Raw genomic sequence first — 26,002 nt, forward strand, 5'->3', positions numbered from 1 at the left:
GGGGCATCACACCTCCTCCTCGACCTCCGCGAGGGTGACCTCGACCTCCTCCTCGTTGCCGTCGCGCTCGATCGTCAGCGTGAGGGTGTCGCCTCCCTGGTGCGACCGGACGAACACGATGACCTCCGACGGCTCCGTGACGGGGGTGCCGTCGACGGCGGTGATGATGTCGCCGGGCTCGATCCCGGCCTCGTCGCCGGGGCCGTCGGGCACGATGCCGTTCTCGTCCTCGACCACGCGCACGCCCTCGCCGAAGTAGCTGGGGTCGAGGCTGATGCCGATCTGGGCGAAGGAGGCGGTCCCGTCCTCGATGAGCTGTCCTACCGTGATCTCCACCTGGTTGGACGGGATGGCGAAGCCGAGCCCGATGCTGCCGGGAGTTCCACCGCCCTCGCCCGACGTCGCGTAGATCACCGAGTTGATGCCGACGACCTCGCCGTCGTAGTTGAGCAGCGGCCCGCCCGAGTTGCCGGGATTGATCGCCGCGTCGGTCTGGAGCGCGTTGATGTAGCTCTCGTCGCCCGGCGCCCCGGCGGTCACGGGCCGGTTCCGGGCCGAGATGATCCCGGCGGTGACCGTGCCGGTGAGGCCGAGCGGGGCTCCGACGGCGATGACGAGGTCACCGACGACGACCTCGTCGGAGTCGGCGAGCGCGAGGGGCGTGAGGTCCTCGCGCGGCACCTGGAGGACCGCGAGGTCGTACCCCGGCGAGCGGCCGACGAGCTCGGCCTCCTCCTGGGTCCCGTCGTGGAAGGTCACGGTGAGCCGGCCGTCGATGCCGGGCTCGACCACGTGGTTGTTCGTGACGATGAGGCCGTCCTCGGAGTAGATCATCCCCGTGCCGGTGCCGCCGACCTGGCCGCTGCGGGCCTCGATGTAGACGGTCGAGGCGAGCGCGATGTCGGAGATCTGCGCGACCGAGGCGTCCGGGCGGTCGACCCCGACCGCTCCGCTCTCGGACTCCGCGGAGTCGCTGGTCTCCCCCTCCTCGTCGGCGGCGTCGGTGGACCCCTCCGGGAACAGCCAGCGGCCCCCGACGGCGCCGAGCACGAGCCCGGCCAGGAGCGCGACGACCGTGAGCAGGGCGACGATCGGTACGGCGACCCCCGTGCGGCGCGTGCGTCCCGGCCCGGAGCCGTCGCCGCCCGCGGCGGCGCTCCGGTCGGCGCCCGGGCCGTGGCCCCCGGAGCCGAACCCGCCCGGCCCCGAGCCGGCGCCGGGCCCACCTGCTCCGAACGTGCCCGAACCGCCGCCGAAACCCTGCCCGGTCCCTGCGCCCGGGCCGGGGGCGGCGCCGTGGTCGGATGACCCGGCGGGTGCGGAGAAGCCGTGACCCGGCCGGTACGCGGCGTCGTGGCCGCCCATGGAGGATCCACCGCCCGACGGGCCACCTCCGGACGCGGCCGAGGACGACGCGGCGCCGTGGGCACCGGCGCCGGAAGTGGCCGAGGGAGCGGGAGCGCCCGGACCGGAGGCGCCGCCCGGTCCGTAACGGCCCGCAGCACCGGCGCCGGCCGCCCCCTGGCTCGGGGCGGTCGGGTCGGCGCCGCCGGGACCGGGACCCTGCGGACGAGGACCCGCAGCCCCGTGACCTCCCTGGGGACCACCGGCCACGGGTGCGGCGCCGGTCCGGGCCGCGCCCGCGCCACCGACGGGAGCGGGGGCCCCCGGAGTCGTCTCCGACGCGCCGTCGAGGGGGCGCGTCGCTCCGGTCGTCGAACCGCTCGACGGAGCCTCGCCGCCCGCGCCCACGTACTGCGGGCCGGTGCCCGTCGGACGGGCGGACGGCATCGGTTGCCGCGCCCCCGTGGGCATCCACTGTCCGTCACCCTGGGGCTCGCCCCGGGCCTCGGCCCGCTCGCGCGGCGCGCCGATGGGTCGGGCCGGGTTCGCCGGGCGCTGGTCCGGCGCGCCGGGCCCGCCCTGCGGGCCTGACTGGGCGTGCCGGCCGGCCGGCTCGTCGTCGTGCTCTGCGGGCGGGGCGAACCGCGAGTACGGGCCCCCCTGCGTCGGGTCCGCAGGACCCTGGCGTCCGTCCGGGTGCCGCTCGTCGTCACGCGCACCCGGCCCGGCGGGGAACTGTCTCTCGTCGGCCATGTGACCCTCCTTCTGTCGGGCATACGGTATCGCCGCGCGGTGCTGGTCGTGGCACGGGCGCGGTGGAGCGGTCCCCCGCGGCAGCCGGTGCGCGGCCCGCCTCCCGGCGTGCGGCGGCCCGGCGCATACGATCGGGGGCAGTCGGGCACGCCGTGCCGTGTGGAGGGAGCATCGAATGTCGGTCGACAAGGCGCAGTCGTGGGCCTACGCGGAGGAGTTCGTCCCCGAGGAGGACGTCATCGCCGGGGCCCGGGCACGCTCCGAGGAGCTCGGCGTCACGCCCGTCTCCCCGGGCACCGGTGCGGTGCTGCGCCTCCTGGCCGCGACCGTCCAGGCCAGGGTGGTCGCCGAGATCGGCACCGGCACCGGCGTCTCCGGCCTCTGGCTGCTGTCCGGCATGCCCGCCGACGGCGTCCTCACCACGATCGACGTCGAGGGCGAGTACCAGCGCTCGGCCCGCGAGTCCTTCCTCGCGCTCGGCGTCCGTCCGGCCCGCACGCGCCTCATCTCGGGCCGGGCGCTCGACGTGGTGCCGCGCCTCGCGGACGGCGCCTACGACCTCGTGCACGTCGACGGCGACCCGGCCGAGGCTCCGGAGGCGGTCGAGCAGTCGATCCGCCTGCTGCGCCCGGGCGGCGTCCTCGTCGTCTCCGGCGCGCTGTCCGGGGACCGCGTGGCCGACCCAGCCCGGCGGGACGACACGACCGTCACGGCGCGCGAGCTCGTCCGCTCCCTGCGGGAGGACGAGCGGCTCCTGCCGACGCTGCTCACCGCGGGTACCGGCGTGGTGGCCGCCGTCCGCATCTGATCCTCCGTCCGCGATACCGCCCCTCACCGGCGCCCGGTCAGTCCTCCGGCGTCGAGTCCCGGCCGAGCTCGGCGAGCCACCGGACGATGAGCGCGGCACCGACGCCGGTGGGTGCCCCCTTGGGCAGCCGCGTGCCGCCGGTCGAGCGCCCGGTCCCGGCGATGTCCAGGTGCGCCCAGCGCCGGCCCTCGGTGAACCGGCGCAGGAACAGGGCGGCGAAGATCGTGCCGCCCACGGCGTGCACGTCGGCGCGCGGCGTCTGCCGGAGGTCGGCGAGGTCGGAGTCCAGCGCCGCCTCGGAGTCCGCGGGCATCGGCAGGCGCCAGAGTCGCTCGCCGGCCGCCTCGCCGGCGGCGGACAGGTCCGCGGCCAGCTCGTCGTCCGTGGCGACCATCGCCGTCGTCGACGTGCCGAGCGCGATGCGAGCGGCACCGGTGAGGGTCGCGACGTCGAGGATCACGTCCGGGTCGGCGACCTCGATCGCGTGGGTGAGGCCGTCGGCGAGGACGAGCCGCCCCTCGGCGTCGGTGTTGGCCACCTCGACGGTGCGCCCCGACAGGGTGCGCACGACGTCCCCGGGACGGTAGGAGCCGCCGCCGAAGGAGTTCTCCGCGAGCGGGAGGACAGCGGTCACGGCGTGCGGGAGGCCGAGACGCGCCGCCGCGAGGACGGCGGACAGCACGGCGGCCGAGCCCGCCATGTCGGTGGTCATCGTCAGCATGCCGTCGGTCGGCTTCTTCGACAGGCCGCCGGTGTCGAACGTGATGCCCTTGCCGACCAGGGCGACCCGTGAGCGCACCGGACCCGACGGCATCCAGGTCACGGTGACCAGCCGCGGAGGTGTGGGCGAGCCGGCGCCGACGGCGAGGATCGCCCCTGCCCCGCGCTCGGCGAGCGCCCGCTCGTCCTGGACGTCGACGCTCACGCGTGCGCGGACCGCGGGCTCGAGACCCTCGACGAGGTGGCGCGCGGCGGCCGCGAGCCACGCGGGGTTCTTCAGTGTCGACCGGGTCGCGGTCAGCGCACGCGCCCGGTGGGTGGCGGTGACGGCCTCGCGGGCCAGCGCGGTGCCGTCGGGGTTCGGGCCGCCGGGCACGATCAGCTCGACGCCGGAGACCGGGGCCTTCGTGGAGTCGTCGCGCGCAGCGGTCGGCAGCCGGTACGCGTCGAGCCACAGGCCGGCCGCGAACGCCGCGGCGCTCTCGCCCGGCGCGGACGCGCCCGGGTCCTCCGCGACGACGACGGCGGCGGTGGTGCCGGCGAGCGCGCGGCCGGCGGCCAGCCCGGCGGCGCGCAGGTCCGACGCCCGTCCGGCGCCGGCGCGGACCAGGTGCAGCACGGGGGGCAGGCCGGCCCAGGGGACGTCGACGCCGTCGAGCACGCGCGGGAGGCGCACCGTGCGCACGGCACCCGCTGCCCCACCGCCCCCGGCCTCGGACTCCGCGTCGACGTCGACGCCGTAGCGCTCGCCGACGGCGCGGGCCCGCGGGCCGGGGCCGTCGGTCCCGAGGAGGAGGACGACCGCTCCGGGGGCCGGTTCGCCGCCGAGCGCCTCCTCCCACGGACGGTCGGTCACGCTCAGCTCCGGCAGGCGGACGTCCGGAAGGTCGACCTGCGGGCCGGTGGTCTCGGTGGTGCGCACGGCGGTCCTCCGTTCACGCCGACGGCCGGCCGCTGGGCGGCCGGCCGTCGGCAGGTGGTGCGTCGGTCAGGAGGCGACGGCGGAGAGCGCCTCGCTCAGCTCGCCGGCCTCGGTCGCGTTGAGCTCGACGACCAGGCGGCCACCACCCTCGAGCGGGACGCGCATGACGATCCCGCGGCCCTCCTTCGTCACCTCGAGCGGCCCGTCCCCGGTCCTCGGCTTCATCGCTGCCATTGCCGCACCTCTCGTTCTCCTGCATCATCGGGCCCGCCGCGAGACGGGGGCCTGCCCCGTACCGACCGCGCGGGCACCATGGCCTCGTACATTCTAGGTCAAGACGCGCCGGAGGTAGCAGGGTGCTGTATGGTCCGGCCTCCCCGCTGACCTGCCACGCCGGTCAGTGCGCAGCCATCTCGCCGTCCGGCGTCGAGCCGTCGGGGCGCGGGTAGGTGTCCGGGTCCTCGTCGGGGAAGATCTCGCCCTGGTACTCGGGGTGCATGAGGTTGCGCCTGGAGAGCAGCTCGTCGACCCGCGCCTCGTCCAGCAGGCCCATCTCGAGCACGACCTCCTTCACCGACCGGCCGGAGCGGGCCGCCTCCTTGCCCACGAGGTCACCGTTGTGGTGGCCGATGACGGGATTGAGGTAGGTGACGATCCCGATGGAGCCCAGGACGTCCGCGAGACCGACCTCGGGGTTCGCCGTGATCCCCACGACGCACTTCTCGCGAAGTCCCTTCGAGGCGTTGCGCAGCAGGTCGACGGACTCGAAGAGCACCTGGGCGATGACCGGCTCCATGACGTTGAGCTGGAGCTGGCCGGCCTCTGACGCCATCGTCACGGTGACGTCGTTGCCGATGATGTTGAAGCACACCTGGTTGACGACCTCGGGCATGACCGGGTTGACCTTGGCGGGCATGATCGACGACCCGGCCTGCAGCTCGGGCAGGTTGATCTCGTTGAACCCGGCGCGCGGGCCGGACGACAGCAGCCTCAGGTCGTTGCAGATCTTCCCGAGCTTGACGGCCACGCGCTTGAGCCCGGCGTGCATGGAGACGTAGGCACCGGTGTCCGACGTCGCCTCGATGAGGTTCTCCGCGGGCTCGACGGGCAGCCCGGAGACCTCGGCGAGCTTGGCGACGGCGAGCTCGGAGTAGCCGGTCGGGGTGTTGAGCCGCGTGCCGATCGCGGTGGCCCCGAGGTTGACCTCGAGGAGCAGCTCGGCGAGCCGGGACAGGTGGCGGACCTCCTCGTGCAGCAGCACGGCGAAGGCGGTGAACTCCTGGCCCAGGGTCATCGGCACGGCGTCCTGGAGCTGGGTGCGCCCCATCTTCAGGACGTCCGCGAACTCCTCCCCCTTGGCCCCGAACGCGTCCGCGAGGCGGGCGATCTCCGCCCGCAGCTCGTGCACCACCGAGTACACGGCGAGGCGGAAGCCCGTGGGGTAGGCGTCGTTCGTGGACTGGCTCTTGTTGACGTGGTCGTTGGGGTTGACGACGTCGTACCGGCCCTTCGGCAGCCCGAGCGTCTCGAGGGCGAGGTTGGCGACGACCTCGTTGGTGTTCATGTTGACCGACGTGCCGGCGCCGCCCTGGAAGACGTCGATCGGGAACTGGTCCAGGCACCGTCCGCCGACGAGGATCTCGTCGCAGCCCGCCGCGATCGCCCGCGCGATCCGCGGCTCGATCGTGCGCAGCTCGCCGTTGGCGAGCGCGGACGCCTTCTTGACCTGCACCATCGCCCGCACCATCGCGGGAAAGTCGCTGATCCTCGACGAGCTGATCCGGAAGTTGTCGATCGCCCGTTGCGTGTGGATCCCGTAGTACGCGTCCGCGGGCACCTCGACCGCGCCCAGCAGGTCCTCCTCGGTCCTGGTCGTCATCCGCGCTGCTCCTCGCCCTCGGGTGGTCATGGGTGGTCCGACCTCGGGACCGTCGGACCAGTGTCCCGGATCGCCGGCTACTCGGGCCGACCGGCGCCCTCCTCCTCGGCGGCCTGCTGGGCCCGCTTCTCGTCGGCGAGCCGGTGCACCCGGGACAGGACGGCGTCGACGGCCTCCTCGGCGGTGTCCACGACCGGCACGAGCTCGACGTCGTACTCCGAGATGGTGCCCCGCTCGAGCATGGTGTCGGTGAGCCAGTCGACGAGGCCGGACCAGAACGCGGTGCCGACCAGGACGATCGGGAAGCTCGTCACCTTCTGCGTCTGCACGAGCGTGAGCGCCTCGAAGAGCTCGTCCATCGTGCCGAACCCGCCCGGCAGGACGACGAAGCCCTGGCTGTACTTGAGGAACATCGTCTTGCGGGCGAAGAAGTAGCGGAAGTTGACGCCGAGGTCGACGTACTCGTTCATGCCCTGCTCGTGCGGCAGCTCGATGCCCAGCCCGACGCTGAGCCCGCCCCCCTCGACCGCGCCGCGGTTGGCGGCCGCCATGATGCCGGGGCCGCCGCCGGTGATCGTCGCGAAGCCCTCGCCGGCGAGCAGCCGGCCGACCTCGCGCGCGATCTCGTACTCGGGCGACTCCTCGCCCAGCCGTGCGGAGCCGAACACGGAGATCGCCGGGCCCAGGTCGGCGAGCGCCCCGAAGCCCTCGACGAACTCGGACTGGATGCGCATGACCCGCCACGGGTCCTGGTGGACGAAGGAGGCGTCCTGGTCGGGCGCGAGGAGGCGCGCGTCGGTCGTCTGGTCGGGGATCTGCTGGCGGCGCAGGAGTACTGGCCCCTTCCGGTACGTGTCGTCGGTCCGACGCTGTGGCCCTCGTTCGGCGCTCATGGCACCAGTGTGGCGCACCGACCAGGGACGGTGCGCACCCCCGCCACGGGTCAGGCTCCCCGCCCCGCGGCGGCGAGATCGAGGTCGGGGGCGAGCCACGCGCCGAGCGCCCGGGCGCAGTCGCGCACCTGGTCCGTCGGGCACCGCTCGTCGTCGGCGTGGGCCAGCATCGGGTCGCCGGGACCGAAGTTGAGCGCGGGGATGCCGAGCTCGGCGAACCGGGCGACGTCGGTCCAGCCGTACTTCGGTCCGACGCTGCCGCCGGTCGCGCCGGTCAGCTCGGCCACGGCGGCGGCCAGCACGGGGTCGTCGAGCCCGGGCCGGGCCCCGCCGGCCGCGTCGGTGACGACGACCTCGGCGTCGATGCCGGCGAGCACGGCGCGCACGTGCTCGACCGCCTCGTCGACCGATCGCGACGGCGCGAAGCGGTAGTTGACGCTCACCGTGCAGGCGTCGGGGATCATGTTGGTCGCGATCCCGCCGGTGATGCCGACGGCGTTGAGGCCCTCACGGTAGACCAGGCCGTCGACGGCGACCTCCGCCGGCTCGTAGTCCGCGAGGCGCTCGAGGACCTCCCCGGCCGCGTGCACGGCGTTGTGGCCGCGCCAGGCCCGCGCGGAGTGCGCGGTGACGCCCCGGGTGGTGACGTCGACGCGGAGCGTGCCGTTGCAGCCGCCCTCGACGCCGCCGGCCGTGGGCTCCCCGAGGACCGCGACGTCCCCCGCGACCCACTCCGGGTGCTCCCGCACGACGCGCCCGAGGCCGTTGCGGTCGGCGTCGACCTCCTCGTTGTCGTAGAAGACCCAGGTGACGTCGTGCTGCGGCCCGGTCAGGCGGGCCGCCAGCCAGAGCGCCACCGTGACCCCGCCCTTCATGTCGACGGTGCCGCGCCCGACCAGCACCTGGGCGCCGTCCTCCTCGACGAGCTCGGTGGGCAGGTTGTCCGCGAGCGGGACCGTGTCGATGTGGCCGGCGACGACGATCCGGGAGGCACGGCCGAGGTGCGTCCGTGCGACGACCGTGTCGCCGTCGCGCAGGACCTCGAGGTGCGGCTGGGCGCGCAGGGCGCTCTCGATCGCGTCCGCGAGCGGCGCCTCGGCCCCCGAGACGGACGGGACGTCGCACACCGCCCGGAACAGGTCGACGACGTCGCTGCTCGCGAGGTCGGGAAGCTGCGTGGCGTTCGTGGGGGGCAGGCCGGTACTGGCGGGGTCGCTCACCGAGCCAGGGTAGCCGGACCGCCGGCGCACCCGCGCGGAGTCTCCCCCGCGGGTCACACCGACTGCGTGACCGCGGGCGCCTCCGTCAACCACTCCTCGAGCTCGTCGGCCGGGAGACGCTCCACGTCGGAGTCCGGGTCGTAGTGGGCGACCCCGACGCCGTCGGGGAGCTCGACGAGCACCTCGAGCGCGTCCTCGTCGTCGTCGAACCGGTCGCTGCTCCCCCAGGACGCCAGCACGAGCACGGGAGCCTCGGGCGCGCCCCAGGCGCACTCGACCCCCGAACCGTTGGCACCCAGCATCCGGTAGCCGCTGCCGTCGGCGAGAACCGCCTCGTCGAGGCCCGCCCGCTCGGCGACCTCGCCCTCGGCGCCGAAGACGTAGGTGCACAGGGCCTCGTGCACGTCGACCTCGTCGGTCCCGGGCCCGGCCGGCCCGAACTCGACCGAGCCGTCGTCCGCGAGATAGCCCTCCGACCGCAGCAGCTCCTCCGCCTCGGCCCGCTCGTCGTTCCCGGACGGCGCGTCCGACGACCCGGACGGCGCGTCGGTCGGGCCGGAGGGCGTGGGCGAGCAGGCAGCCAGGCCCGCCACGCAGACCGCCGCCGCGAGCCACCGTCGCGGCGTCATGACTCGGACCCGGCGACGTGGAGGGTGCGCGCCGCCTCCGTGATCGACCCGGACAGCGAGGGGTAGATCGTGAACGCGTTGGCGACCTGGTCCACCGTGAGCCGGTGGGTGACCGCGAGCGTGATCGGCAGGATGAGCTCGCTGGCGCGGGGGGCGACGACGACGCCGCCGAGCACCGTGCCCGTGGCCCGGTCGGAGATCATCTTGACGAACCCGTCGGCGATGCCGAGCATCTTCGCCCGCGGGTTGCGGGCCAGCGGCAGCATCGAGATCGCCCCGTCGACGCTTCCCGAGGCGCAGTCCTCGGCCGTCGCGCCGATCGTCGCGATCTCGGGCGCCGTGAAGATGTTGGCGGACACGATGGACAGGTCCAGCGGCTGGACGGCGTCGCCGAGGGCGTGCCACATGGCAATCCGGCCCTGCATGGCGGCCACGGAGGCCAGCGGGAGCACGCCGGTGCAGTCGCCGGCCGCGTAGACGCGGAACGCGCGGGTGCGCGAGACCCGGTCGACGACGACGTGCCCGGAACCGGTCCGCTCGACACCGGCCTCCTCGAGCCCGATCCCGTCCGTCGCGGGGACCCCGCCGACGGCGACGAGGCAGTGCGAGCCCTCGACCACCCGGCCGTCGGTGAGCTCGACCTCGACGCCGTCCCCGACCCGGCGCACGGCCGCGGCCCTCGAGCGGGACAGGACGGTCATCCCGCGTCGCCGGAACACGTCCTCGATGAGCCCGGCCGCGTCGGCGTCCTCACCGGGCAGCACCCGGTGGCGGGAGGAGACGAGCGTGACCCGGGCGCCGAGCGAGTTGTAGGCGCTCGCGAACTCCGCGCCGGTGACGCCGGAGCCGACGACGACCAGGTGCTCGGGCAGCTCGTCGAGCGCGTACATCTGCGCCCAGGTGAGGATCCGCTCGCCGTCCGGCTCGGCGGTCGGCAGGACCCGTGGGGTCGCGCCGGTGGCGACGAGGACCATCTCGGCCTCGAGCTCGCGGACGGTGCCGTCGGCCAGGGTCGCGGTGACGCGACGCGTGCCGCCGGCGGACAGGACGCCGCCGAGGGCCCCGGTGCCGTCGACGATCTCGACGCCCTCGCGTACGAGCCGGCCGCGGATGTCGTCCGACTGGCGGGCGGCGAGCTCGCGCACCCGCGCGTTGACGACCCCCAGATCGGCGTACAGGTCACCGATGCCGCTCTCGGGCACCTCGTCGGAGCGGATGCCGAGCTCGTGGGCGGAGTCCGTGACGGTGAGCCACTCGGCGGTGGCGATGAGGGTCTTCGACGGCACGACGTCGGTCAGCACGGCGGACCCGCCCGGGCCGTGGCGCTCGATCAGCGTGACGCGGGCACCGAGCTGGGCCGCGACCAGCGCCCCCTCGTAGCCGCCCGGCCCGCCCCCGAGGATGACGACGCGGGACCCGCCTCGGACCTCCGAGGGGCCCGGACGTTCGGTGCCGGCGTGCGGCGTGGTGCTCGGGCCGGTGGTCGGTGCGGGGGCGGCCCCTGCGGTCGGCGGTGCGCTGGTCGTCTGGCTCACGGCGCCCATGCTCCCAGAGTCCGCGTAGCCGGAGCGCCGCACGGGGGGCCGGGTCGTCCGCATGCCGGGTCGCCTGCCCGCCGGTCCGCCCGCGCCGCACGGGCGGCCGGGAGACCGGGAGACCGGGCCCGCCGCGTCGCGGGCCCGCCCCGGCGCGCAGTAGGTTCGGGGGATGACCGATGCGCAGGACAGCGAGACCGCACCGATCGTCGTGGGGCCGGACGTCATGGGCCGGGCCCGCGACTGGGCCGACCAGGACCCGGACCCGGACACCCGGGCCGAGCTCACCGGGCTCATCGCGCTCGCGGGGACCGACCGCGACGCGGCGACGGACCTCGCGAGCCGGTTCGACGGACCCCTCGAGTTCGGCACCGCCGGGCTCCGGGGCGAGATCGGCGCCGGCGAGAGCCGCATGAACCGCGCCACCGTGACGCGGGCGACTGCGGGACTCGTGGCCGTCCTGCGCGAGCACGTCGGCGACGGCCCGGTCGTGGTCGTCGGCCACGACGCACGGCACGGCTCGCACGAGTTCGCTCGCGACGCGGCGGAGATCGTCTCCGGAGCCGGCGGTCGGGCGCTCCTCCTGCCCCGTCCCCTGCCGACCCCGGTGCTCGCATTCGCGGTGCGGCACCTGGACGCGGACGCCGGGATCATGGTGACGGCCTCCCACAACCCGCCGGCCGACAACGGGTACAAGGTCTACCTCGGTGGCCGCACCGTGCCGGCCGAGGAGCGCGGCGCACAGATCGTCGCGCCCTGGGACGCACGGATCGCCGAGGCGATCGCCGCCGTAGGCGACCTGCGCGAGCTGCCCCGCGGGCAGCGCGAGGGGCTCGGCGAGGAGATCGTCGACGCCTACCTCGACCGGGTCGCCACGCTCGCTCCCGGCGGCGCCGCCGAGGGGCTGACGATCGTCCACACGTCCATGCACGGCGTCGGCGCCGAGGTGGCGCGGGCGGCGCTGGCGCGCATCGGTGCGAGCGACCTGAGCGAGGTCGCCGAGCAGCGGGACCCGGACCCCGACTTCCCCACCGTGTCGTTCCCCAACCCCGAGGAGCCGGGCGCCCTCGACCTCGCGCTCGCCGCGGCCCGCCGCGTCGGGGCCGACCTCGTCATCGCCAACGACCCCGACGCCGACCGCTGCTCGGCCGCCGTCCCCGCGCCGCACGCCGCGGGCGGCTGGCGCCAGCTCACGGGCGACGAGATCGGCGCGCTCCTCGGCACACAGGCCGCGCGAGCGGCGTCGGACGCCCGCGACGGGCACTCTCCGGCGGCCGCCGGGCAGCGGCCGGTCCTCGCGAGCTCGGTGGTCTCCTCGCGGCTGCTCGGCAAGGTCGCTGCCGCGCACGGGCTCGACCATGCGGTCACCCTCACCGGCTTCAAGTGGATCGCGCGCGCGCCGCGGATCGTGTTCGGCTACGAGGAGGCGATCGGCTACTGCGTCGACCCCGAGGGCGTGAAGGACAAGGACGGGATCTCCGCCGCGGTCCGGCTCGCCGCGCTGGCCGGCACCGCGCGGCGGGAGGGTCGCACGCTGCAGGACCTGCTCGACGACCTCGCGCTGGAGCACGGTGTGCACGTCACCGCCCCGCTCACGGTGCGGGTCACCGACCTGTCCCTCATCTCCCGGGCGATGACACAGGTCCGCGAGCAGCCGCCGACGGACCTGGCCGGCTCCCCCGTCGTCGTCTCGCTCGACCTCGTTCACGGGTCCCGGGACCTGCCGCCGACCGACGGCGTGGTGTGGGAGACGGAGGTCGGCGACCGGGTCGTCGTACGTCCCTCCGGCACCGAGCCGAAGCTCAAGTGCTACCTCGAGGTCGTCGTCGGGGTCGGCCAGGCCGGCCTGGCGGCCGCCCGTGAGGCGGCCGACCTCCGGATGGCCGCGCTGCGCGAGGACGTCGCCGCCGCGATCGGGATCTGATCGTCCCTCCGCCCGCACGCCCGAGGGGGACCTGATCCTCCCTCAGCGCGTGGCGGGCACGGGAAGCAGCGCCCAGGCGACGTGCGACCAGGAACCGAGTGCCTTGAGCGGGACGGACCGGGCGAGCAGGTCCGCCACGGGCACCTGGTGGTCGAGCCCGCGCGAGGGCTCGTAGATCGTCAGCACCGGCGCGCCCGAGTCGTCGACGCCGCGTCCGCTCCCGCGGTCGACGGCAGGCAGGGCGAGCACCACGTGCCGGGGCACCGCGACGCCGAGGCCGCCGCCGAGGTCGCCCGAGGTGTACAGGGGGACGGGCACGCCCGCCAGCGTCGCGGAGTGGACGGCGGCGAGGACCTGCGCCCCGCGCTCGGAGCGGTCGTCGACCGGGGTCCACCGGTAGCGCACACCGGGGAACCGGGCCACGCGGGCCGCCGCCCAGGGCGGCGTGCCCAGCCGGTCGGGCCAGTCGGCGATCGCGAGCGCCCGCCGGGAGGTCCTCCGCTTGACGATCCGCTGGGCGGCGTCGAACCGACGCTCCGGCGAGTTCAGCGTGAGGCCGTCGCCGGCCAGGGCCGCGGTCTCGGCGTCGTCCGGGATCTCGGGCCGCGCACCGGCCGGCCGGGTGCCGTCCGCGATCCAGCGCTCCAGCGCCGGGTCCCCGAGCGCGGCGAGGACGACGAGGGTGGCCGACCCGCACGTGGTCCGGTCCCGCTGGACGGCGTGCGCGCCGCCGATCTCCGCGCGGACCCCGGCGAGCAGCCGCGCGTCGCCGACGCTCGCGGCACGCGTGGTGTCCTCGGTGAGCCCCGCCGCGCGCGCCGGCAGGACCAGCGCGGACAGCCGCCTGGCCAGGGGCGTCGTGCGCACGGGGCGGGCGAACGGGTCGAGCAGCGTGGACAGGGTGACGTGTGCCCACGGGCGGGGCGCCGGCGTCGTCATGCGCCCAGCGTGCCCCGCGGTGGCGTCCGGCGCCAGGGTCACCCCGAGATCCGCGCGAGCACGACCTCGCCGACCGGTGGGGCTGCGTCGCCGACCTCGAGGGCCCCGTCGAGCGCCTCGAGGGCCCGGGCCACCCGCGGCTCGTCGTCGGTGTGCAGCGTGAGGATCGGCTGCCCGGCGGCGACCGGCTCGCCGGGTCGCACGAGGATCTCCACGCCCGCGCCGGACTGCACCGCGTCGCCCTGCCGGGCCCGGCCGGCCCCGAGCCGCCAGGCGGCCACCCCGACGCCGTAGGCGTCGAGCCGCGTGAGCACCCCCGCGCGCTCGGCGACGACGTCCTGGGTGTGGCGCGCCGTCGGGAGCGCGGCGTCCGGGTCCCCGTCCTGGCCGGCGATCATCCGCCGCCACACGTCCATCGCGCGGCCGTCGTCGAGCGCGGCGGCGGGGTCGGCGTCGGCCTTGCCGGCGGCGTCGAGCATCTCGCGGGCGAGCGCGAGGGTGAGCTCGCGGACGTCGGCCGGTCCCCCGCCGGACAGGACCTCGACGGACTCGCGGACCTCGAGGGCGTTGCCGACGGTGCGACCCAGCGGGACGCTCATGTCCGTGAGCAGGGCGGTCGTGGCGACGCCGGCGCGCTCGCCGAGCTCGACCATCGTGGTGGCGAGCTCGCGGGCGCGGTCCTGGTCCTTCATGAACGCGCCGGAACCGACCTTGACGTCGAGGACGAGCGAGTCGGTCCCCTCGGCGATCTTCTTGCTCATGATCGAGCTGGCGATGAGCGGGATCGCCTCCACCGTGCCGGTCGTGTCGCGCAGCGCGTAGAGCTTCTTGTCGGCGGGGGCCAGGCCGGTTCCGGCGGCGCAGATGACCGCGCCGACCCCGTCGAGCATCCCCATGATCTCGTCGTTCGTCAGGGCCGCGCGCCAGCCGGGGATCGACTCGAGCTTGTCGAGGGTGCCACCGGTGTGCCCGAGGCCACGGCCGGAGAGCTGCGGGACGGCCACGCCGAAGACGGCAACGAGCGGCGCGAGCGGGAGGGTGATCTTGTCGCCGACGCCCCCGGTGGAGTGCTTGTCCGCCGTCGGGCGTCCGAGGGAGGAGAAGTCCATGCGCTCCCCCGACGCGATCATCGCGGCCGTCCACCGGGCCGTCTCGGCGGCGTCCATGCCGCGCAGGTAGACGGCCATGGCGAGGGCCGCCATCTGCTCGTCGGCGACGACGCCGCGCGTGTAGGCGTCGACCACCCAGTCGATCTGGTCCTCGCTCAGGCGTGCGCCGTCGCGCTTGGTGCGGATGACGTCGACGGCGTCGTGGCTCTCGGTCACGTGGGCTCCTCAGGTGCTCGGTCGGCCCGCCAGGCCGCGATCCGGTCGATGTCCTCGCTGCCGAACGCGCCGGGCAGCATCTCCTCGATGGTGGCTCTCCCGCCCGGGACGGCCAGGACCATCCCCGGCGCGGCGTGCTCCGCGAGGAGCTGGCGGCACCGCCCGCAGGGGGTGAGCGGCTCTCCGTCGGCACCGACGCAGGCGAACGCCACCAGGCGGCCGCCCCCGCCGAGCACGAGGTCGGAGACCAGGCCGCACTCGGCGCAGAGGGTGACCCCGTACCCGGCGTTCTCCACGTTGCAGCCCGAGACGTACCGGCCGTCGTCGACGAGCGCGGCCGCGCCGACCGGGAACCGCGAGTAGGGGACGTACGCCATCGAGCACGCGGAGCGGGCGAGCGCCGTCAGGCGCTGCCACACGTCCGGACCGGGCGCGTCCGCGCCGAGCACGTCCGCGTCGCCCGCGTCCGCACCGCCCGTGTCCGGGCCGGCCGTACCCGAGCCGTTCGGATGGGGACGGGACATCGGTCTCCTCCTTCGTCGTCGGGCGGGGCGTCAGTCCTTGATGTAGGGGGTGTTGATCGACGCGGGCGCTCGCGACCGTCCGACGAGCCCCGCGACGGCGACGATCGTCACGGCGTAGGGGAGCATGAGCAGGATCTCCGACGGTACGGGCGAGTTGATCGACGACAGGACGTTGCCGACGTTGCGCGCGAACCCGAACAGCAGGGCGGCCGCCACCGCGCCCACCGGGTTCCACCTGCCGAGGATCATGGCCGCCAGCGCGATGTACCCCTGTCCGGCGGACATGTCCTTGCCGAACGCGAGGCCGGAGCCCACGGTGAGGAACGCCCCGCCCAGCCCGGCGACGGCGCCGCCGAGGACCACCGAGCGCACGCGGGTGCGGACGACGTCGATGCCGACCGTGTCCGCCGCCTTGGGGTGCTCGCCCACCGACCGGAGCCGCAGGCCCCAGCGGGAGCGGAAGAGGTAGATCTGCAGCAGGACGACGCCGGCGAACATGAGGTAGACGAGGATCGACTGGTTGAACAGCACCGGGCCGACGATCGGCAGGTCCGACAGCAACGGGATCGGGAGGTCCGGCAGTCGGAGCCGCTGGTTGAGGTCGGCACCGTCGCCCGAGAGCACGGTCGAGAAGAGGAAGCCCGTCAGGCCGAGGACGAGCACGTTGAGCACGACGCCGACGATGATCTGGTCGACGTGGTACTTCACCGTGAACAGCGCGAGCAGGCCGCCGACGAGCGCGCCGGCGACCGGTGCCGCGAGCATCCCGACGTAGGCCGAGGCCGTCATGGACGCGACGATCGCCGCGAGGAAGGCACCGAACAGCAGCTGCCCCTCGATCGCGATGTTGATGATTCCGGACCGTTCGCACAGGATGCCCGACATCGCGCCGAACACGAGCGGCACCGACAGGGCCAGCCCGCCCGCGATGAGCGACGTGACCGGGATGATCGTCGGCCGTCCGGCCCCCACCCAGGTGAGGAAGGCGACGACGAGCGCGATGACGCTGACCACGTGCAGCCACACCGTGATGTGCCTGCGCGACCAGGCGAGGAACGTGACGGCGCCGAGGATCGCGACGACGAGCAGGCCCAGGATCAGGACGGTGGTGAATCCCGGGAGCTCGGCGTTGGGGACCTGCACGATGTCGCTGCGCAGCGAGAACTGGAAGGTCGTGGCTCCCTCCGGTGTGCGGGGCAGGAACCAGCCGAGCACGATCAGGGCGAGGAGTGCGTGGATGATCGGCCAGCGCCAGCTCCGCGCGGCGAGCTCGGTACGGACCTGCTGCTGGACCGGGCCGGCGCCGGGCGTGGCGAGCGGATCGGCGACGGCGGCGCTCATGAGTCCTCCCGGGTGCTCGTGTTCGTGCTCGTGCTCGTGGTGGTGCTCGAGCCGGTGGTGGCGCCGCCGGTACCGGTGCCACGTCCCGTGCCGACGGCGCCGGCCGGGGCGAGGTCGTCGCCCTCGGTCGTGCTCGACCGCTGGGCCGAGGCCGCGGCCGGCTTCTTCCGCCGCGCGGGGTCGGGCAGCCGGAAGATCCAGCGCACGAGCGGCGGGGCGGCGATGAAGAGCACGATGACGGACTGCAGGACGAGGATGAACTCGATCGGCATGGAGGCGGGCGCTCCCTCCAGCGGCGTCGTGTTGGTCGTCGACATCAGCGTGCCGCCGGACCTGAGCGCGCCGAACAGGAGGCCGGCGAAGAAGGTCCCCCACGGGCGCGACCGGCCCAGCAGGGCGACCGTGATCGCGTCGAACCCGTACGTGCCGGCGACCCCGAGGGAGAGGTACTGCTCGGTGCCGAGCACGGGCGCGGTACCGGCCAGCCCGCACAGAGCGCCGGAGACGGCCATCGCGACGAAGATGGCCTTGGGGACGGAGATCCCGGCCGTGCGCGCGGCCTCCGGGTTCGCCCCGACGGCACGCAGCTCGAAGCCCCAGGTGGACCGCTCGAGGAACCACCAGGTGAACATCGCGGCGAGGATCGCCAGGAGGAATCCGGCGTGGAGGCGGAAGTCGGCCCCGAGGAGCAGCGGGTAGGTGGCGTCGGGGTCGACCCGGAAGGAGGTCTGGCCGTTGGGCCGCTCGCCGCCGAAGACCGTGGTCTTGAGGACGTAGAGGATGAGGAACCCGGCGATCGAGTTGAGCATGATCGTCACGATCACCTCGTTCGCCCCGGTCCTTGCCTTGAGGAGGCCGGCGATCGATGCCCAGGCCGCTCCGCCGAGTGCGCCGCCGAGGACCGCGATCAGCAGGTGCACGAGGAAGGGCAGCTCCCAGCTGAACCCGATGTAGGTCGCCACGATGGCGCCGAGGATGATCTGCCCCTGGCCGCCGATGTTGAACAGGCCAGCCCGGAAGCCGATGGCGAGGCCGAGCCCGGCCAGGATCAGCGGCACCGCGTTGACGAGGGTGTTGGACAGGGGTTGCAGGGCGCCGGTGAGCGTGTCGGCCCGGAAGTCCCAGATGGATCCGCGGAACATGGCCTGGTAGGCGCCGTAGACCGCGTCGATCGACGCGTAGATCGTGTCCCACGGCCGCGCGAAGAAGTAGGTCGACGTCTCGGCCACCCGCGGCGAGGACACGATGACGAGCAGCGAGCCCACGACCAGGGCGACGACGATGGCCAGCAGCGTGACGAGCCAGCCCTTGGTCGAGATGTCACGCACCGTGCCCGGCCAGTCACGGCGCCGTCCGGCCGTGGTGGCTTCCGGCTCGCCGGGGTCGGGCACCGGGGCGGTGGGCGCGGGCGGGTCGCCGGGCGTGCGTCCCGCGGCGTCGTTCGACTCGCTCACGAGGCCTCCTCCTGGTCCGCGGCACCGAGTGTCGTGTGGTGCGTGGCAGCCTGCGCGGCCGCCTCGTCGGCGGGCACGCCCGCCATCATCAGGCCGAGCGTGTCGCGATCGGTGTCGCCCGGCACGACGCCCACCACTCGGCCGCGATACATGACCGCGATGCGGTCGGCGAGGGCGACGACCTCGTCGAGCTCGGTGGAGACGATGAGGACGGGCGTGCCGGCGTCGCGCTCGGCGACGATCCGCTGGTGCATGAACTCGATCGATCCGACGTCGACCCCGCGCGTGGGCTGCGAGGCGACGAAGAGGCGCAGGGACTTCGACATCTCCCGTGCCATGACGACCTTCTGCTGGTTGCCGCCCGACAGGGTGGAGATCGGGTCGTCGACCGACGTCAGCCGCACGTCGAACTCCTCCGTGCGCTCCTGCGCGTTCCGGGCGATCTCGCGGGGCTTCATCGAGGGTCCGGACGCGTACGGCCTGGTGTCGTAGAGATCGAGGATGAAGTTCTCGGCGATGGTGAACGAGGAGATGATGCCGTCCTGCGAGCGGTCCTCGGGGACGAACCCGAGGCCGCTGTGCAGGCGCTGCTTGACGCGCTGCCTGGTGACGTCCTTCCCGCCGAGGGTCAGCCGGCCGCGGACGGGCCTGGTCAGCCCGAGGATCATCTCGGTCAGCTCGGTCTGGCCGTTGCCCTGCACTCCCGCGACGACGAGGATCTCGCCGGTGCGCACGTCGAGGGACACGTCGTCGAGGACGACCCGGTTGCGGTCGTCGAGCACCGTGACGTTCTCGACGGCGAACCCCTCCTCGCCCGGGCTGGCCGGTTCCTTGGCGACCTGCATCTCGACCGGCCGGCCGACCATGAGCGAGGCGAGCTCGGCCTCGGGAGTGCTCGGGTCGACGGTGTCGACGACCTTGCCGCGGTGGAGCACGGTGATCGTGTCGGCGACCGCACGGACCTCGCGCAGCTTGTGGGTGATGAAGACGATCGAGGTGCCGGAGGCCTTGAGCTCCCGCATGATCTCGATGAGCTCGTCGGTCTCCTGCGGCGTGAGCACGGCGGTGGGCTCGTCGAGGATGAGGACCGAGGCCTTGCGGGACAGCGCCTTGACGATCTCGACGCGCTGCTGGGTGCCGACCGGGAGGTCGCCGATGCGCGCGTCCGGGTCGAGGTCGAAACCGAACCTGGCGGAGATCTCGCGGACCGACGCGGCGGCGTCGCGCTTCTTGATCAGGCCGGACGGGCCGGTCGTCTCCTGGCCGAGGATGACCGACTCGGCCACCGTGAACACGGGGACGAGCATGAAGTGCTGGTGGACCATCCCGATACCGGCGGCGACGGCGTCGCCCGGGCCGTCGAGCTCGACGGGCTCGTCGTCGATGAGGATCTGCCCGCCGTCGGGCCGGTAGAGGCCGTACAGGACGTTCATGAGCGTCGACTTGCCGGCGCCGTTCTCGCCCAGGAGGGCGTGGATCTCGCCGGGCTGGACGACGAGGTCGACGGAATCGTTGGCGACGAGCGGTCCGAAGACCTTGGTGATGCCGCGCAGCTCGAGCTTCACGGGACTTGAGCTCCTTCGCTCGGTCGGTTGGTCCGACGGTCGTGCGGGTGGTGGGCGACGGTGGGCGGACCCGGCCGTGACGGGCAGACTATCGCCGCCCGGTGGACGCTACGGCGGCCCGGCCGTGAGGGCCGGGCCGCCGCGCACCTGGCGACCGGTCAGCGCCGCCGCCTCTCGGTCGTTACTGGGGGCTGGAGACCGACTCGACGACGAGCTCGCCCGAGATGATCTGCTCCTCGATCTCGGCGAGCCTGTCGACGAGCTCGCTCGGCACGTCGGCCTCGAAGTCGTGGAACGGGGCGATGGAGACACCACCGTTCTCGAGCGTGCCGACGTAGGGCTCGTTGTCGAACTCGTCGTTCACGTAGTCCCCGACCGTGTCCTGGACGGACTGGCCGATCTCCTTGAGGACCGAGGTGAGGATGATCGACCCGTAGTCCGTGGACTCGTACCAGTCGGAGTCGACCCCGACGATCATGACGTCGCCCGCCGCCTCGGCCGCCGCGGCGGCGCCCAGGCCCACGGGGCCGGCGACCGGCATGATGACGTCCGCGCCCTGGGCGATGAACTGGTCGGCGAGGGTCTGACCCTGCCCCTGGTCCTCGAAGTCACCCGTGAAGGAGCCCTGCTGGGCCTCTTCGTCCCAGCCGAGGACGGCGACCTCGGTGCCGTTGTCCTCGTTGTAGGCGTCGACGCCCATGGCGAAGCCGTCCATGAAGATCGTCACCGAGGGCAGCTGGATGCCGCCGAAGGTGGCGACGACGCCGGTCTCGGACATGCCGGCCGACGCGTAGCCGGCCAGGTACGCGGCCTGCACCGTGTCGAAGATGAGCGGACGCCCGTTCTCGAGCTCGACCGGCTCGAAGTCGTCCGTCTCGAACGCGGAGTCGATGAGAGCGAAGCTGACGTCCGGGTTCTCGTTCGCGGCCTGCTCGATCGCGTTCTCCAGGAGGAACCCGACGCCGAAGACGAGGTTGCAGCCCTGCGAGATGAGCGAGTTGACGTTGGTCGTGTAGTCGGCGTCGGTCTGGGACTCGACGAGGATGGTCTGGACGCCGAACTCCTCGACCGCGGCCTCCAGGCCCTCGGCGCCGGACTGGTTGAAGGACTGGTCGTCGTAGCCGCCCTGGTCGGAGACCATGCAGGCAGTGGTGTCGGCGCCGTCGCCGGAACCGCCGCCCGGGGCGGCCTCGCTGCCGCTCTCCGAGCCTGCCTCCGAGCCTGCCTCCGAGCCGGCCTCCGAGCCGGCCTCGCCGGTGTCCTCGCCGGTGTCTCCGCCGGTGTCGGCAGGAGCTTCGCTGTCCGCGTCGGTCTCCTCGTCGGGGGCCTCGCCGCAGGCGGCGAGCACGAGGGCGGCGGCAAGGGTGATGCCGCTGAGTGTGAGGGTCTTCTTCACGGGGTCTCCGATCCATCCGGCGACGGCTCCGATTGCCGTCGCCCCGGGGTGAGTGCGGCTCACACTAGTGGCCCGAAGGACCGTTCCCGACCACTTGATGCGCATCCGTGACCGGCCCGGATGTCGCGTCGGTCACCGCTCCGTCGCCCCGTCGTCACGAGGCGTTCACCTGCTGGATCGCGGGTCCGGCAGGTGGGACGTCAGGGGGTCGGCGCCGGGACGTCCGACTCGGTGAGCGCGACCCCGGCGAGCACCTTCGCGCCCGCGGCGATCGCCCGCTCGTCGAACTCGGCGTCGCCCCGGTGCAGGTCGTACGTGGTACCGCCGGGCGTCCGGGTGCCGAGCCGGGCGAGCGCGCCGGGGACCCGCCGCAGGTACCACGCGAAGTCCTCCCCGCCGAGGGACTGCTCGGTCAGCTCGGTGGCGGACTCCCCGAGGACGGCCTTGGCCGCGCGGTCCAGCGCACGGGTGGCGCGCTCGTCGTTGACGACCGGCGGGATGCCCTGCAGCACCTCGACGTCGACCTCGACGCCGAACGGCTCGAGCATGGCGCGCACCGCCGGCTCGACGAGAGCTCCGGCCTCCTGCCACGCGTCGGCGTCCAGGCAGCGCAGGGTGCCGCGCAGCACGCCGGTGGACGGCATGGCGTTGGGCGCGCTCCCGGCCTGCACGGACCCGAAGGTGAGGTCCACGCCGATGCGCGGGTCGAGGCGGCGGCGGAGCACGGCGGGCAGGCCGGTGACCACCGTGGCGAGGGCGTTGACGACGTCACCGGTCAGGTGCGGCCGGGACGTGTGCCCGCCGTCGGCGCGGACGTGGACGGTCACGGCGTCGGACGCGGCCGTGATGGCGCCGATGCGGGTGCCAAGCCGGCCGACGTCGAGCTTGGGGTCGCAGTGCAGCGCGAAGATGCCGCCGACCCCCTCGAGCACGCCGTGCTCGACGAGCGTGCGCGCGCCGGAGGGCTGGGCCTCCTCGGCGGGCTGGAAGATCGCTCGCACGCCGCGCGGGAGCCTCCCTCTCGCGTCGAGCTCCGCGAGGGCGAGGGTGGCCCCGAGCAGGGCCGTGGTGTGGATGTCGTGCCCGCAGGCGTGGGCCACCCCCCGGCGCTTCGACGCGAACGACAGCCGGGTCGTCTCGGGGACGGGCAGGGCGTCCATGTCGGCCCGCAGCGCCAAGCGTCCGCCCGGGACGTGCCGGCCGCCGGAGCGGCGCGAGCGGTCGGCCGGGGTGCTCGCCCCCTCCGGCGGGGCGGGTCGCTCCCGCCGCGGGTCGGGCCCGAGGTCGACGACGACCCCGGTGCCGGCCACCCGCCGCGGGCTCAGCCCGGCGCCGGTGAGCACCTCGGTGACGAACGCGGCGGTCTCGTGCTCGGTGTAGGCGGTCTCGGGGTGGGCGTGGATCCGGCGTCGCCACGCGACGAGGTCGGCGGTGCGTGCGTCGATCGAGGCGACGACGGCGGACAGCAGGTCGGGAGCGGGCACCGGCCCACGGTACTCGGGCCCATGACCGGCGCCCGCGCTCAGCCGAGGTGACCCGGTCCGCGCACCGGCCCGGCGCCCGCGCTCAGCCGAGGTGACCCAGCCCGCGCCCGTCGAGCGACTCGACGATGCCCTTGACGTCCTGGGCCCGCTCCCTGGTCGTCACCAGGAGGGCGTCACCCGTGTCGACGACGACGACGCCCGGCACGCCGAGCAGTGCGACGGTCCGGCCGGCGGCGTGGACGAACGCTCCGTCGGAGTCCTCGGCGACGACCCGGGTGCCCGTCCCGACGGCCACGCCCCGGTCGTCGGGGACGAGCACGGAGGCCAGGGCGTCGGCGTCGCCCACGTCGGTCCAGCCCAGGTCCGCGGGGACGACGGCGACGCGTCCCGCCGCCGCGAGCGGCTCGGCGAGCGCGTGGTCGATCGCGATGCGGGTGAGGGTCGGCCAGGTCTCGTCGAGCACGGCGTCGCGCTCGGGGGTGTCCCATGCACGGCCGATCGCGCCGAGGCCGATCGCGAGCTCCGGGTGCAGCTCGGCGAGCGCGTCGGTCAGGGCGCCGACGCGGGCGACGAACATGCCGGCGTTCCACAGGTGCGCGCCGCCGGCGAGGTAGCGGGCGGCCGTCGCGGCGTCGGGCTTCTCGACGAAGCTGCCCACCCGGCGGGCGTCGGGGGCCCGCCCCTCCCCCAGCGGCGCGCCGACGGCGATGTACCCGAACCCGGTGGCGGCGTGGTCGGGGGTCAGCCCGATCGTCACGAGGGAGACGTCGTCGCGCCCGGCGGCCGCCGCCGCCTGGGCGAGGGCGGACGCGAACGCCGCGTCGTCGGAGACGATGTGGTCGGCCGCGAAGGAGCCGACGAGCGCGCCCGGCCCGTGCCGCTCCCCGATGATCGCCGCGGCGAGCCCGATCGCGGCCATCGAGTCCCTGGGGCTCGGCTCGGCGAGGACGTCGACGCCGTCGCCGACCTGCTCGGCCACGGCGACCTCGTGGGCGACACCCGTGACGACCGTGACCGTCTCCGCGAGCGGCGCGAGCCTGTCGACGGTCGCCTGCAGGAGCGTGCGACCCGACCCGGTGAGATCGAGCAGGAACTTCGGACGGTCGCGACGGGAGAGCGGCCACAGGCGGGTGCCCGCACCGCCGGCGGGGACGACGGCGTGGATCGGAGGTGACCGGTCGCCACCGGGCTCGGCGGTCATCGCTCCGACCGCGGCCCGTACCTGCGGTAGGTCCGGCGGGTGTCGGCGTCGAGCTCGGCGCGGGCCCGCTCGGCCTTCTCCTCGAGGCGGCGCACGCGACGCTCGCGCAGGGAGCCGAGGACACCGCCGGGGTTGGTCCCCATCTCCTCCGCGAGGCGCTCCTCGCGCTCGCGCGCGGCGACGGCGTCGGGGTGCAGCGAGGGGTCGACGTCGATGACCCCGGTGATCTGCTGGTGCGGCCACTCCTTGGTCTCCGGGACCGACTCGGTGATGTAGTTCGGCCGCTCGGTGAAGTGGACCTCCTCCGGCTCCTCGGCGCGCTGCGGCAGCGGGGGGTTCGCGATGAACGCGCTGACGTAGAGCATGAGGCGGGCGAGGAGATTGACCCAGAGCAGGAGCGTGGCGATGGCCGCGAAACCGGCGAGCAGCGGGTTGTCGACGGCGCCGACCGCGGTGGTGCCGAGCGCTCGCAGGACGCCCGAGCCGACCGCGCCGATCGCGGCGCCGAGCAGCAGGTCCTTACGGGGTGCTCGCACGGACGCGGTGAACGAGATGAGCATGATGAACACGGCCGCGTCGACGACGAACGAGGCCGCGAGCGTGCCGATGCGCAGGAGCCACTGCCCGGTGGAGCCCTCGACCCCGATGGCCGACAGGAGCGTCTCGCCGATCGTGTTGACGGCGATCGAGGCGATCGCGGTGGCCAGGACGGCGAGCGCGAGGACGAAGAACCCGGCGATCGGACGCGCGAGGCGACCGACGAGGAAGTTCTCCGGCGGTGCGTTGATGCCGAACATCGCCTGGATGCACAGGCGGAGGTTGCTCATCACGGAGCTCGCGGTCCACAGCAGCACGAGGAACGCGATGATCGACGCGGGGTTGAGCGCCGTCGAGACGACGAGCTGGTCGGGGCTGATGAGCCCCCCGTTGGACCCGTCGTCGATGATGCCCGGCAGGGCGTCGTTGACGGCGTCGATGACGGTCTGCTGCAGCTCGGCGTTCCCGCCCATGATCCGGGAGAAGATCGTCCACCCGATGGCGAGGGCCGCGAAGATCGAGAACAGCGCGGAGTAGGCGATACCGCCCGCGAGCATCGCGCCGCGCGCGGTGCCGTAGCGCTGGTTGGCGCGCCACAGCCTGCTCTGCTGGATCCACCCCCAGGCCGCCAGCGCGCGGTCCTTCATGGTGCGTGGCTCGTCGGCGGTCGATGCCGCCCGTTCGTCCGTCGTCTCGCTCACACCGAGCAGGCTAACGACACCGGCGCTGTTCGGCGCCCTGTGACGTGCAGGTCAGCGGTAGGTGACCACGAGCGGGGCGTGGTCGGACCAGCGGGTGTCCCAGCTCGGTGCCCGGTCGACGCGCGCGGACTCGGCCCGCCCGGCGAGGCCGGGGGTGACGAGCTGGTAGTCGATGCGCCAGCCGGCGTCGTTGTCGAACGCCTTGCCACGGTTCGACCACCACGTGTACGGGCCCTGGACGTCGCCGGAGAGCTCGCGGTGGACGTCGACGAGGCCGAGCTCGTCGATCCACGTGGTGACGTAGGCGATCTCGTCGTCCAGGACGCCGGAGGTCTTGTTGTGGTTGCCCTTCCAGTTCTTGATGTCCTGCTCGCTGCGGACGATGTTGAGGTCGCCGGCCAGCAGGACCTCGCGCTCGCCGGAGCTGTGCTGCTCGGTGAGCTCGGACAGTCGGGCGGTCGTGCGTCGCAGGTGGGCGTACTTGTTGTCCATCTTCTGCTGGTCGGTGACCGTCCCGGAGTGGATGTAGGCCGAGACCAGCGTGAGCGGGACCTCCAGGCCGGGGGCGACGACGTCGGCCTCGACCCACCGTCCGGTGTCGACCGGCGCCTCCTGCTCCGTGCCGAGCCCGATGCGGACGGCCGAGACGTCGAGCGTCGTGGCGATGGCGACTCCGGCTCGGCCCTTGAGGTCGCTGGCCTGCTGGACGATCGTCCATCCCTCGCCGAGGAGGTCGGCGAGGATCGTCTCGTCGGCGCGGACCTCCTGGAGGAGGACGACGTCGGGGGCGGCCTCCTCCAGCCATTCCCCCATGCCCTTGCGGTAGGCGGCCCGGACTCCGTTGACGTTGACGGTCGCGATCCTCATGGGGCCAGGGTGCCACGCCCGGCTCACGGTGGCAGCGGCGG

At 74.0% G+C, this 26,002-nt stretch carries 21 protein-coding genes; 2 read left to right on the forward strand and 19 right to left on the reverse strand.

What is annotated here, in order from left to right:
- Window positions 1-6 precede the first annotated feature (6 nt).
- A complete protein-coding gene (locus tag ACPYO4_RS05555; RefSeq protein WP_425708222.1) occupies window positions 7-1,365 on the reverse strand; it encodes a trypsin-like peptidase domain-containing protein in 1,359 nt (452 codons plus the stop codon).
- A 907-nt stretch (window positions 1,366-2,272) separates the two neighbouring features.
- Here ACPYO4_RS05555 and ACPYO4_RS05560 point away from each other — a divergent pair.
- Complete coding sequence (locus ACPYO4_RS05560; RefSeq protein WP_425708223.1) at window positions 2,273-2,905, forward strand: O-methyltransferase; 633 nt, start codon at window positions 2,273-2,275, stop codon at window positions 2,903-2,905.
- Window positions 2,906-2,942: 37 nt separating this feature from the next.
- On the opposite strand, the gene ACPYO4_RS05565 is transcribed toward ACPYO4_RS05560, so the two are convergent.
- The 7 genes from ACPYO4_RS05565 to ACPYO4_RS05595 all read right to left on the reverse strand — a co-directional run bounded on the left by ACPYO4_RS05565 (window position 2,943) and on the right by ACPYO4_RS05595 (window position 10,703).
- On the reverse strand, window positions 2,943-4,547 hold the full coding sequence (locus ACPYO4_RS05565) for a leucyl aminopeptidase family protein (RefSeq protein ID WP_425708224.1): 1,605 nt from the start codon (window positions 4,545-4,547) through the stop codon (window positions 2,943-2,945).
- Between the two features lie 66 nt (window positions 4,548-4,613).
- On the reverse strand, window positions 4,614-4,781 hold the full coding sequence (locus tag ACPYO4_RS05570; protein WP_425708225.1) for a DUF3117 domain-containing protein: 168 nt from the start codon (window positions 4,779-4,781) through the stop codon (window positions 4,614-4,616).
- 163 nt (window positions 4,782-4,944) lie between these two features.
- Complete coding sequence (gene aspA / locus ACPYO4_RS05575) at window positions 4,945-6,426, reverse strand: aspartate ammonia-lyase (RefSeq protein ID WP_425708226.1); 1,482 nt, start codon at window positions 6,424-6,426, stop codon at window positions 4,945-4,947.
- 77 nt (window positions 6,427-6,503) lie between these two features.
- Window positions 6,504-7,319: a TIGR00730 family Rossman fold protein gene (locus ACPYO4_RS05580; protein ID WP_425708227.1), complete on the reverse strand. Its 816-nt coding sequence runs from the start codon at window positions 7,317-7,319 to the stop codon at window positions 6,504-6,506.
- Between the two features lie 50 nt (window positions 7,320-7,369).
- On the reverse strand, window positions 7,370-8,539 hold the full coding sequence (gene dapE / locus ACPYO4_RS05585; protein ID WP_425708228.1) for a succinyl-diaminopimelate desuccinylase: 1,170 nt from the start codon (window positions 8,537-8,539) through the stop codon (window positions 7,370-7,372).
- Window positions 8,540-8,592: 53 nt separating this feature from the next.
- On the reverse strand, window positions 8,593-9,168 hold the full coding sequence (locus tag ACPYO4_RS05590) for a hypothetical protein (RefSeq protein ID WP_425708229.1): 576 nt from the start codon (window positions 9,166-9,168) through the stop codon (window positions 8,593-8,595).
- Window positions 9,165-10,703 (reverse strand): NAD(P)H-quinone dehydrogenase, encoded by a 1,539-nt coding sequence (locus ACPYO4_RS05595; RefSeq protein WP_425708230.1) that lies wholly within the window; start codon window positions 10,701-10,703, stop codon window positions 9,165-9,167. Before ACPYO4_RS05595 ends, ACPYO4_RS05590 begins: the two co-directional genes overlap by 4 nt.
- A 172-nt stretch (window positions 10,704-10,875) precedes the next feature.
- On the opposite strand from ACPYO4_RS05595, the gene ACPYO4_RS05600 reads away from it, so the two are divergent.
- On the forward strand, window positions 10,876-12,627 hold the full coding sequence (locus ACPYO4_RS05600) for a phospho-sugar mutase (protein WP_425708231.1): 1,752 nt from the start codon (window positions 10,876-10,878) through the stop codon (window positions 12,625-12,627).
- 42 nt (window positions 12,628-12,669) lie between these two features.
- Here the strand turns inward: ACPYO4_RS05600 and ACPYO4_RS05605 are convergent, their stop codons facing one another.
- The 11 genes from ACPYO4_RS05605 to ACPYO4_RS05655 form a co-directional block, all read right to left on the reverse strand.
- A complete protein-coding gene (locus ACPYO4_RS05605; RefSeq protein WP_425708232.1) occupies window positions 12,670-13,566 on the reverse strand; it encodes a hypothetical protein in 897 nt (298 codons plus the stop codon).
- A 38-nt stretch (window positions 13,567-13,604) separates the two neighbouring features.
- A complete protein-coding gene (locus ACPYO4_RS05610) occupies window positions 13,605-14,891 on the reverse strand; it encodes a thymidine phosphorylase (RefSeq protein ID WP_425708233.1) in 1,287 nt (428 codons plus the stop codon).
- Window positions 14,888-15,415 (reverse strand): cytidine deaminase, encoded by a 528-nt coding sequence (locus tag ACPYO4_RS05615; RefSeq protein WP_425708234.1) that lies wholly within the window; start codon window positions 15,413-15,415, stop codon window positions 14,888-14,890. Before ACPYO4_RS05615 ends, ACPYO4_RS05610 begins: the two co-directional genes overlap by 4 nt.
- A 30-nt stretch (window positions 15,416-15,445) precedes the next feature.
- Window positions 15,446-16,756, reverse strand: a complete 1,311-nt coding sequence (locus tag ACPYO4_RS05620) for an ABC transporter permease (protein WP_425708235.1) — start codon at window positions 16,754-16,756, stop codon at window positions 15,446-15,448.
- Window positions 16,753-18,210: an ABC transporter permease gene (locus tag ACPYO4_RS05625; RefSeq protein ID WP_425708236.1), complete on the reverse strand. Its 1,458-nt coding sequence runs from the start codon at window positions 18,208-18,210 to the stop codon at window positions 16,753-16,755. The genes ACPYO4_RS05620 and ACPYO4_RS05625 overlap by 4 nt, the downstream gene beginning before the upstream one ends.
- Entirely contained in the window at window positions 18,207-19,775 is a 1,569-nt protein-coding gene (locus ACPYO4_RS05630) for an ABC transporter ATP-binding protein (protein WP_425708237.1), read from the reverse strand. Before ACPYO4_RS05630 ends, ACPYO4_RS05625 begins: the two co-directional genes overlap by 4 nt.
- Window positions 19,776-19,956: 181 nt before the next feature.
- Window positions 19,957-21,171: a BMP family lipoprotein gene (locus tag ACPYO4_RS05635; RefSeq protein WP_425708238.1), complete on the reverse strand. Its 1,215-nt coding sequence runs from the start codon at window positions 21,169-21,171 to the stop codon at window positions 19,957-19,959.
- Window positions 21,172-21,371: 200 nt separating this feature from the next.
- Entirely contained in the window at window positions 21,372-22,655 is a 1,284-nt protein-coding gene (locus tag ACPYO4_RS05640) for an amidohydrolase (protein WP_425708239.1), read from the reverse strand.
- Between the two features lie 82 nt (window positions 22,656-22,737).
- Window positions 22,738-23,856, reverse strand: a complete 1,119-nt coding sequence (locus ACPYO4_RS05645) for a mannose-1-phosphate guanylyltransferase (RefSeq protein WP_425708240.1) — start codon at window positions 23,854-23,856, stop codon at window positions 22,738-22,740.
- Complete coding sequence (locus ACPYO4_RS05650; RefSeq protein ID WP_425708241.1) at window positions 23,853-25,094, reverse strand: YihY/virulence factor BrkB family protein; 1,242 nt, start codon at window positions 25,092-25,094, stop codon at window positions 23,853-23,855. Before ACPYO4_RS05650 ends, ACPYO4_RS05645 begins: the two co-directional genes overlap by 4 nt.
- A gap of 51 nt (window positions 25,095-25,145) precedes the next feature.
- A complete protein-coding gene (locus ACPYO4_RS05655) occupies window positions 25,146-25,961 on the reverse strand; it encodes an exodeoxyribonuclease III (protein WP_425708242.1) in 816 nt (271 codons plus the stop codon).
- Window positions 25,962-26,002: the final 41 nt, after the last annotated feature.

The sequence above is a fragment of the Georgenia sp. Z1491 genome (assembly GCF_049856175.1).
Classification (GTDB): domain Bacteria; phylum Actinomycetota; class Actinomycetes; order Actinomycetales; family Actinomycetaceae; genus JB111.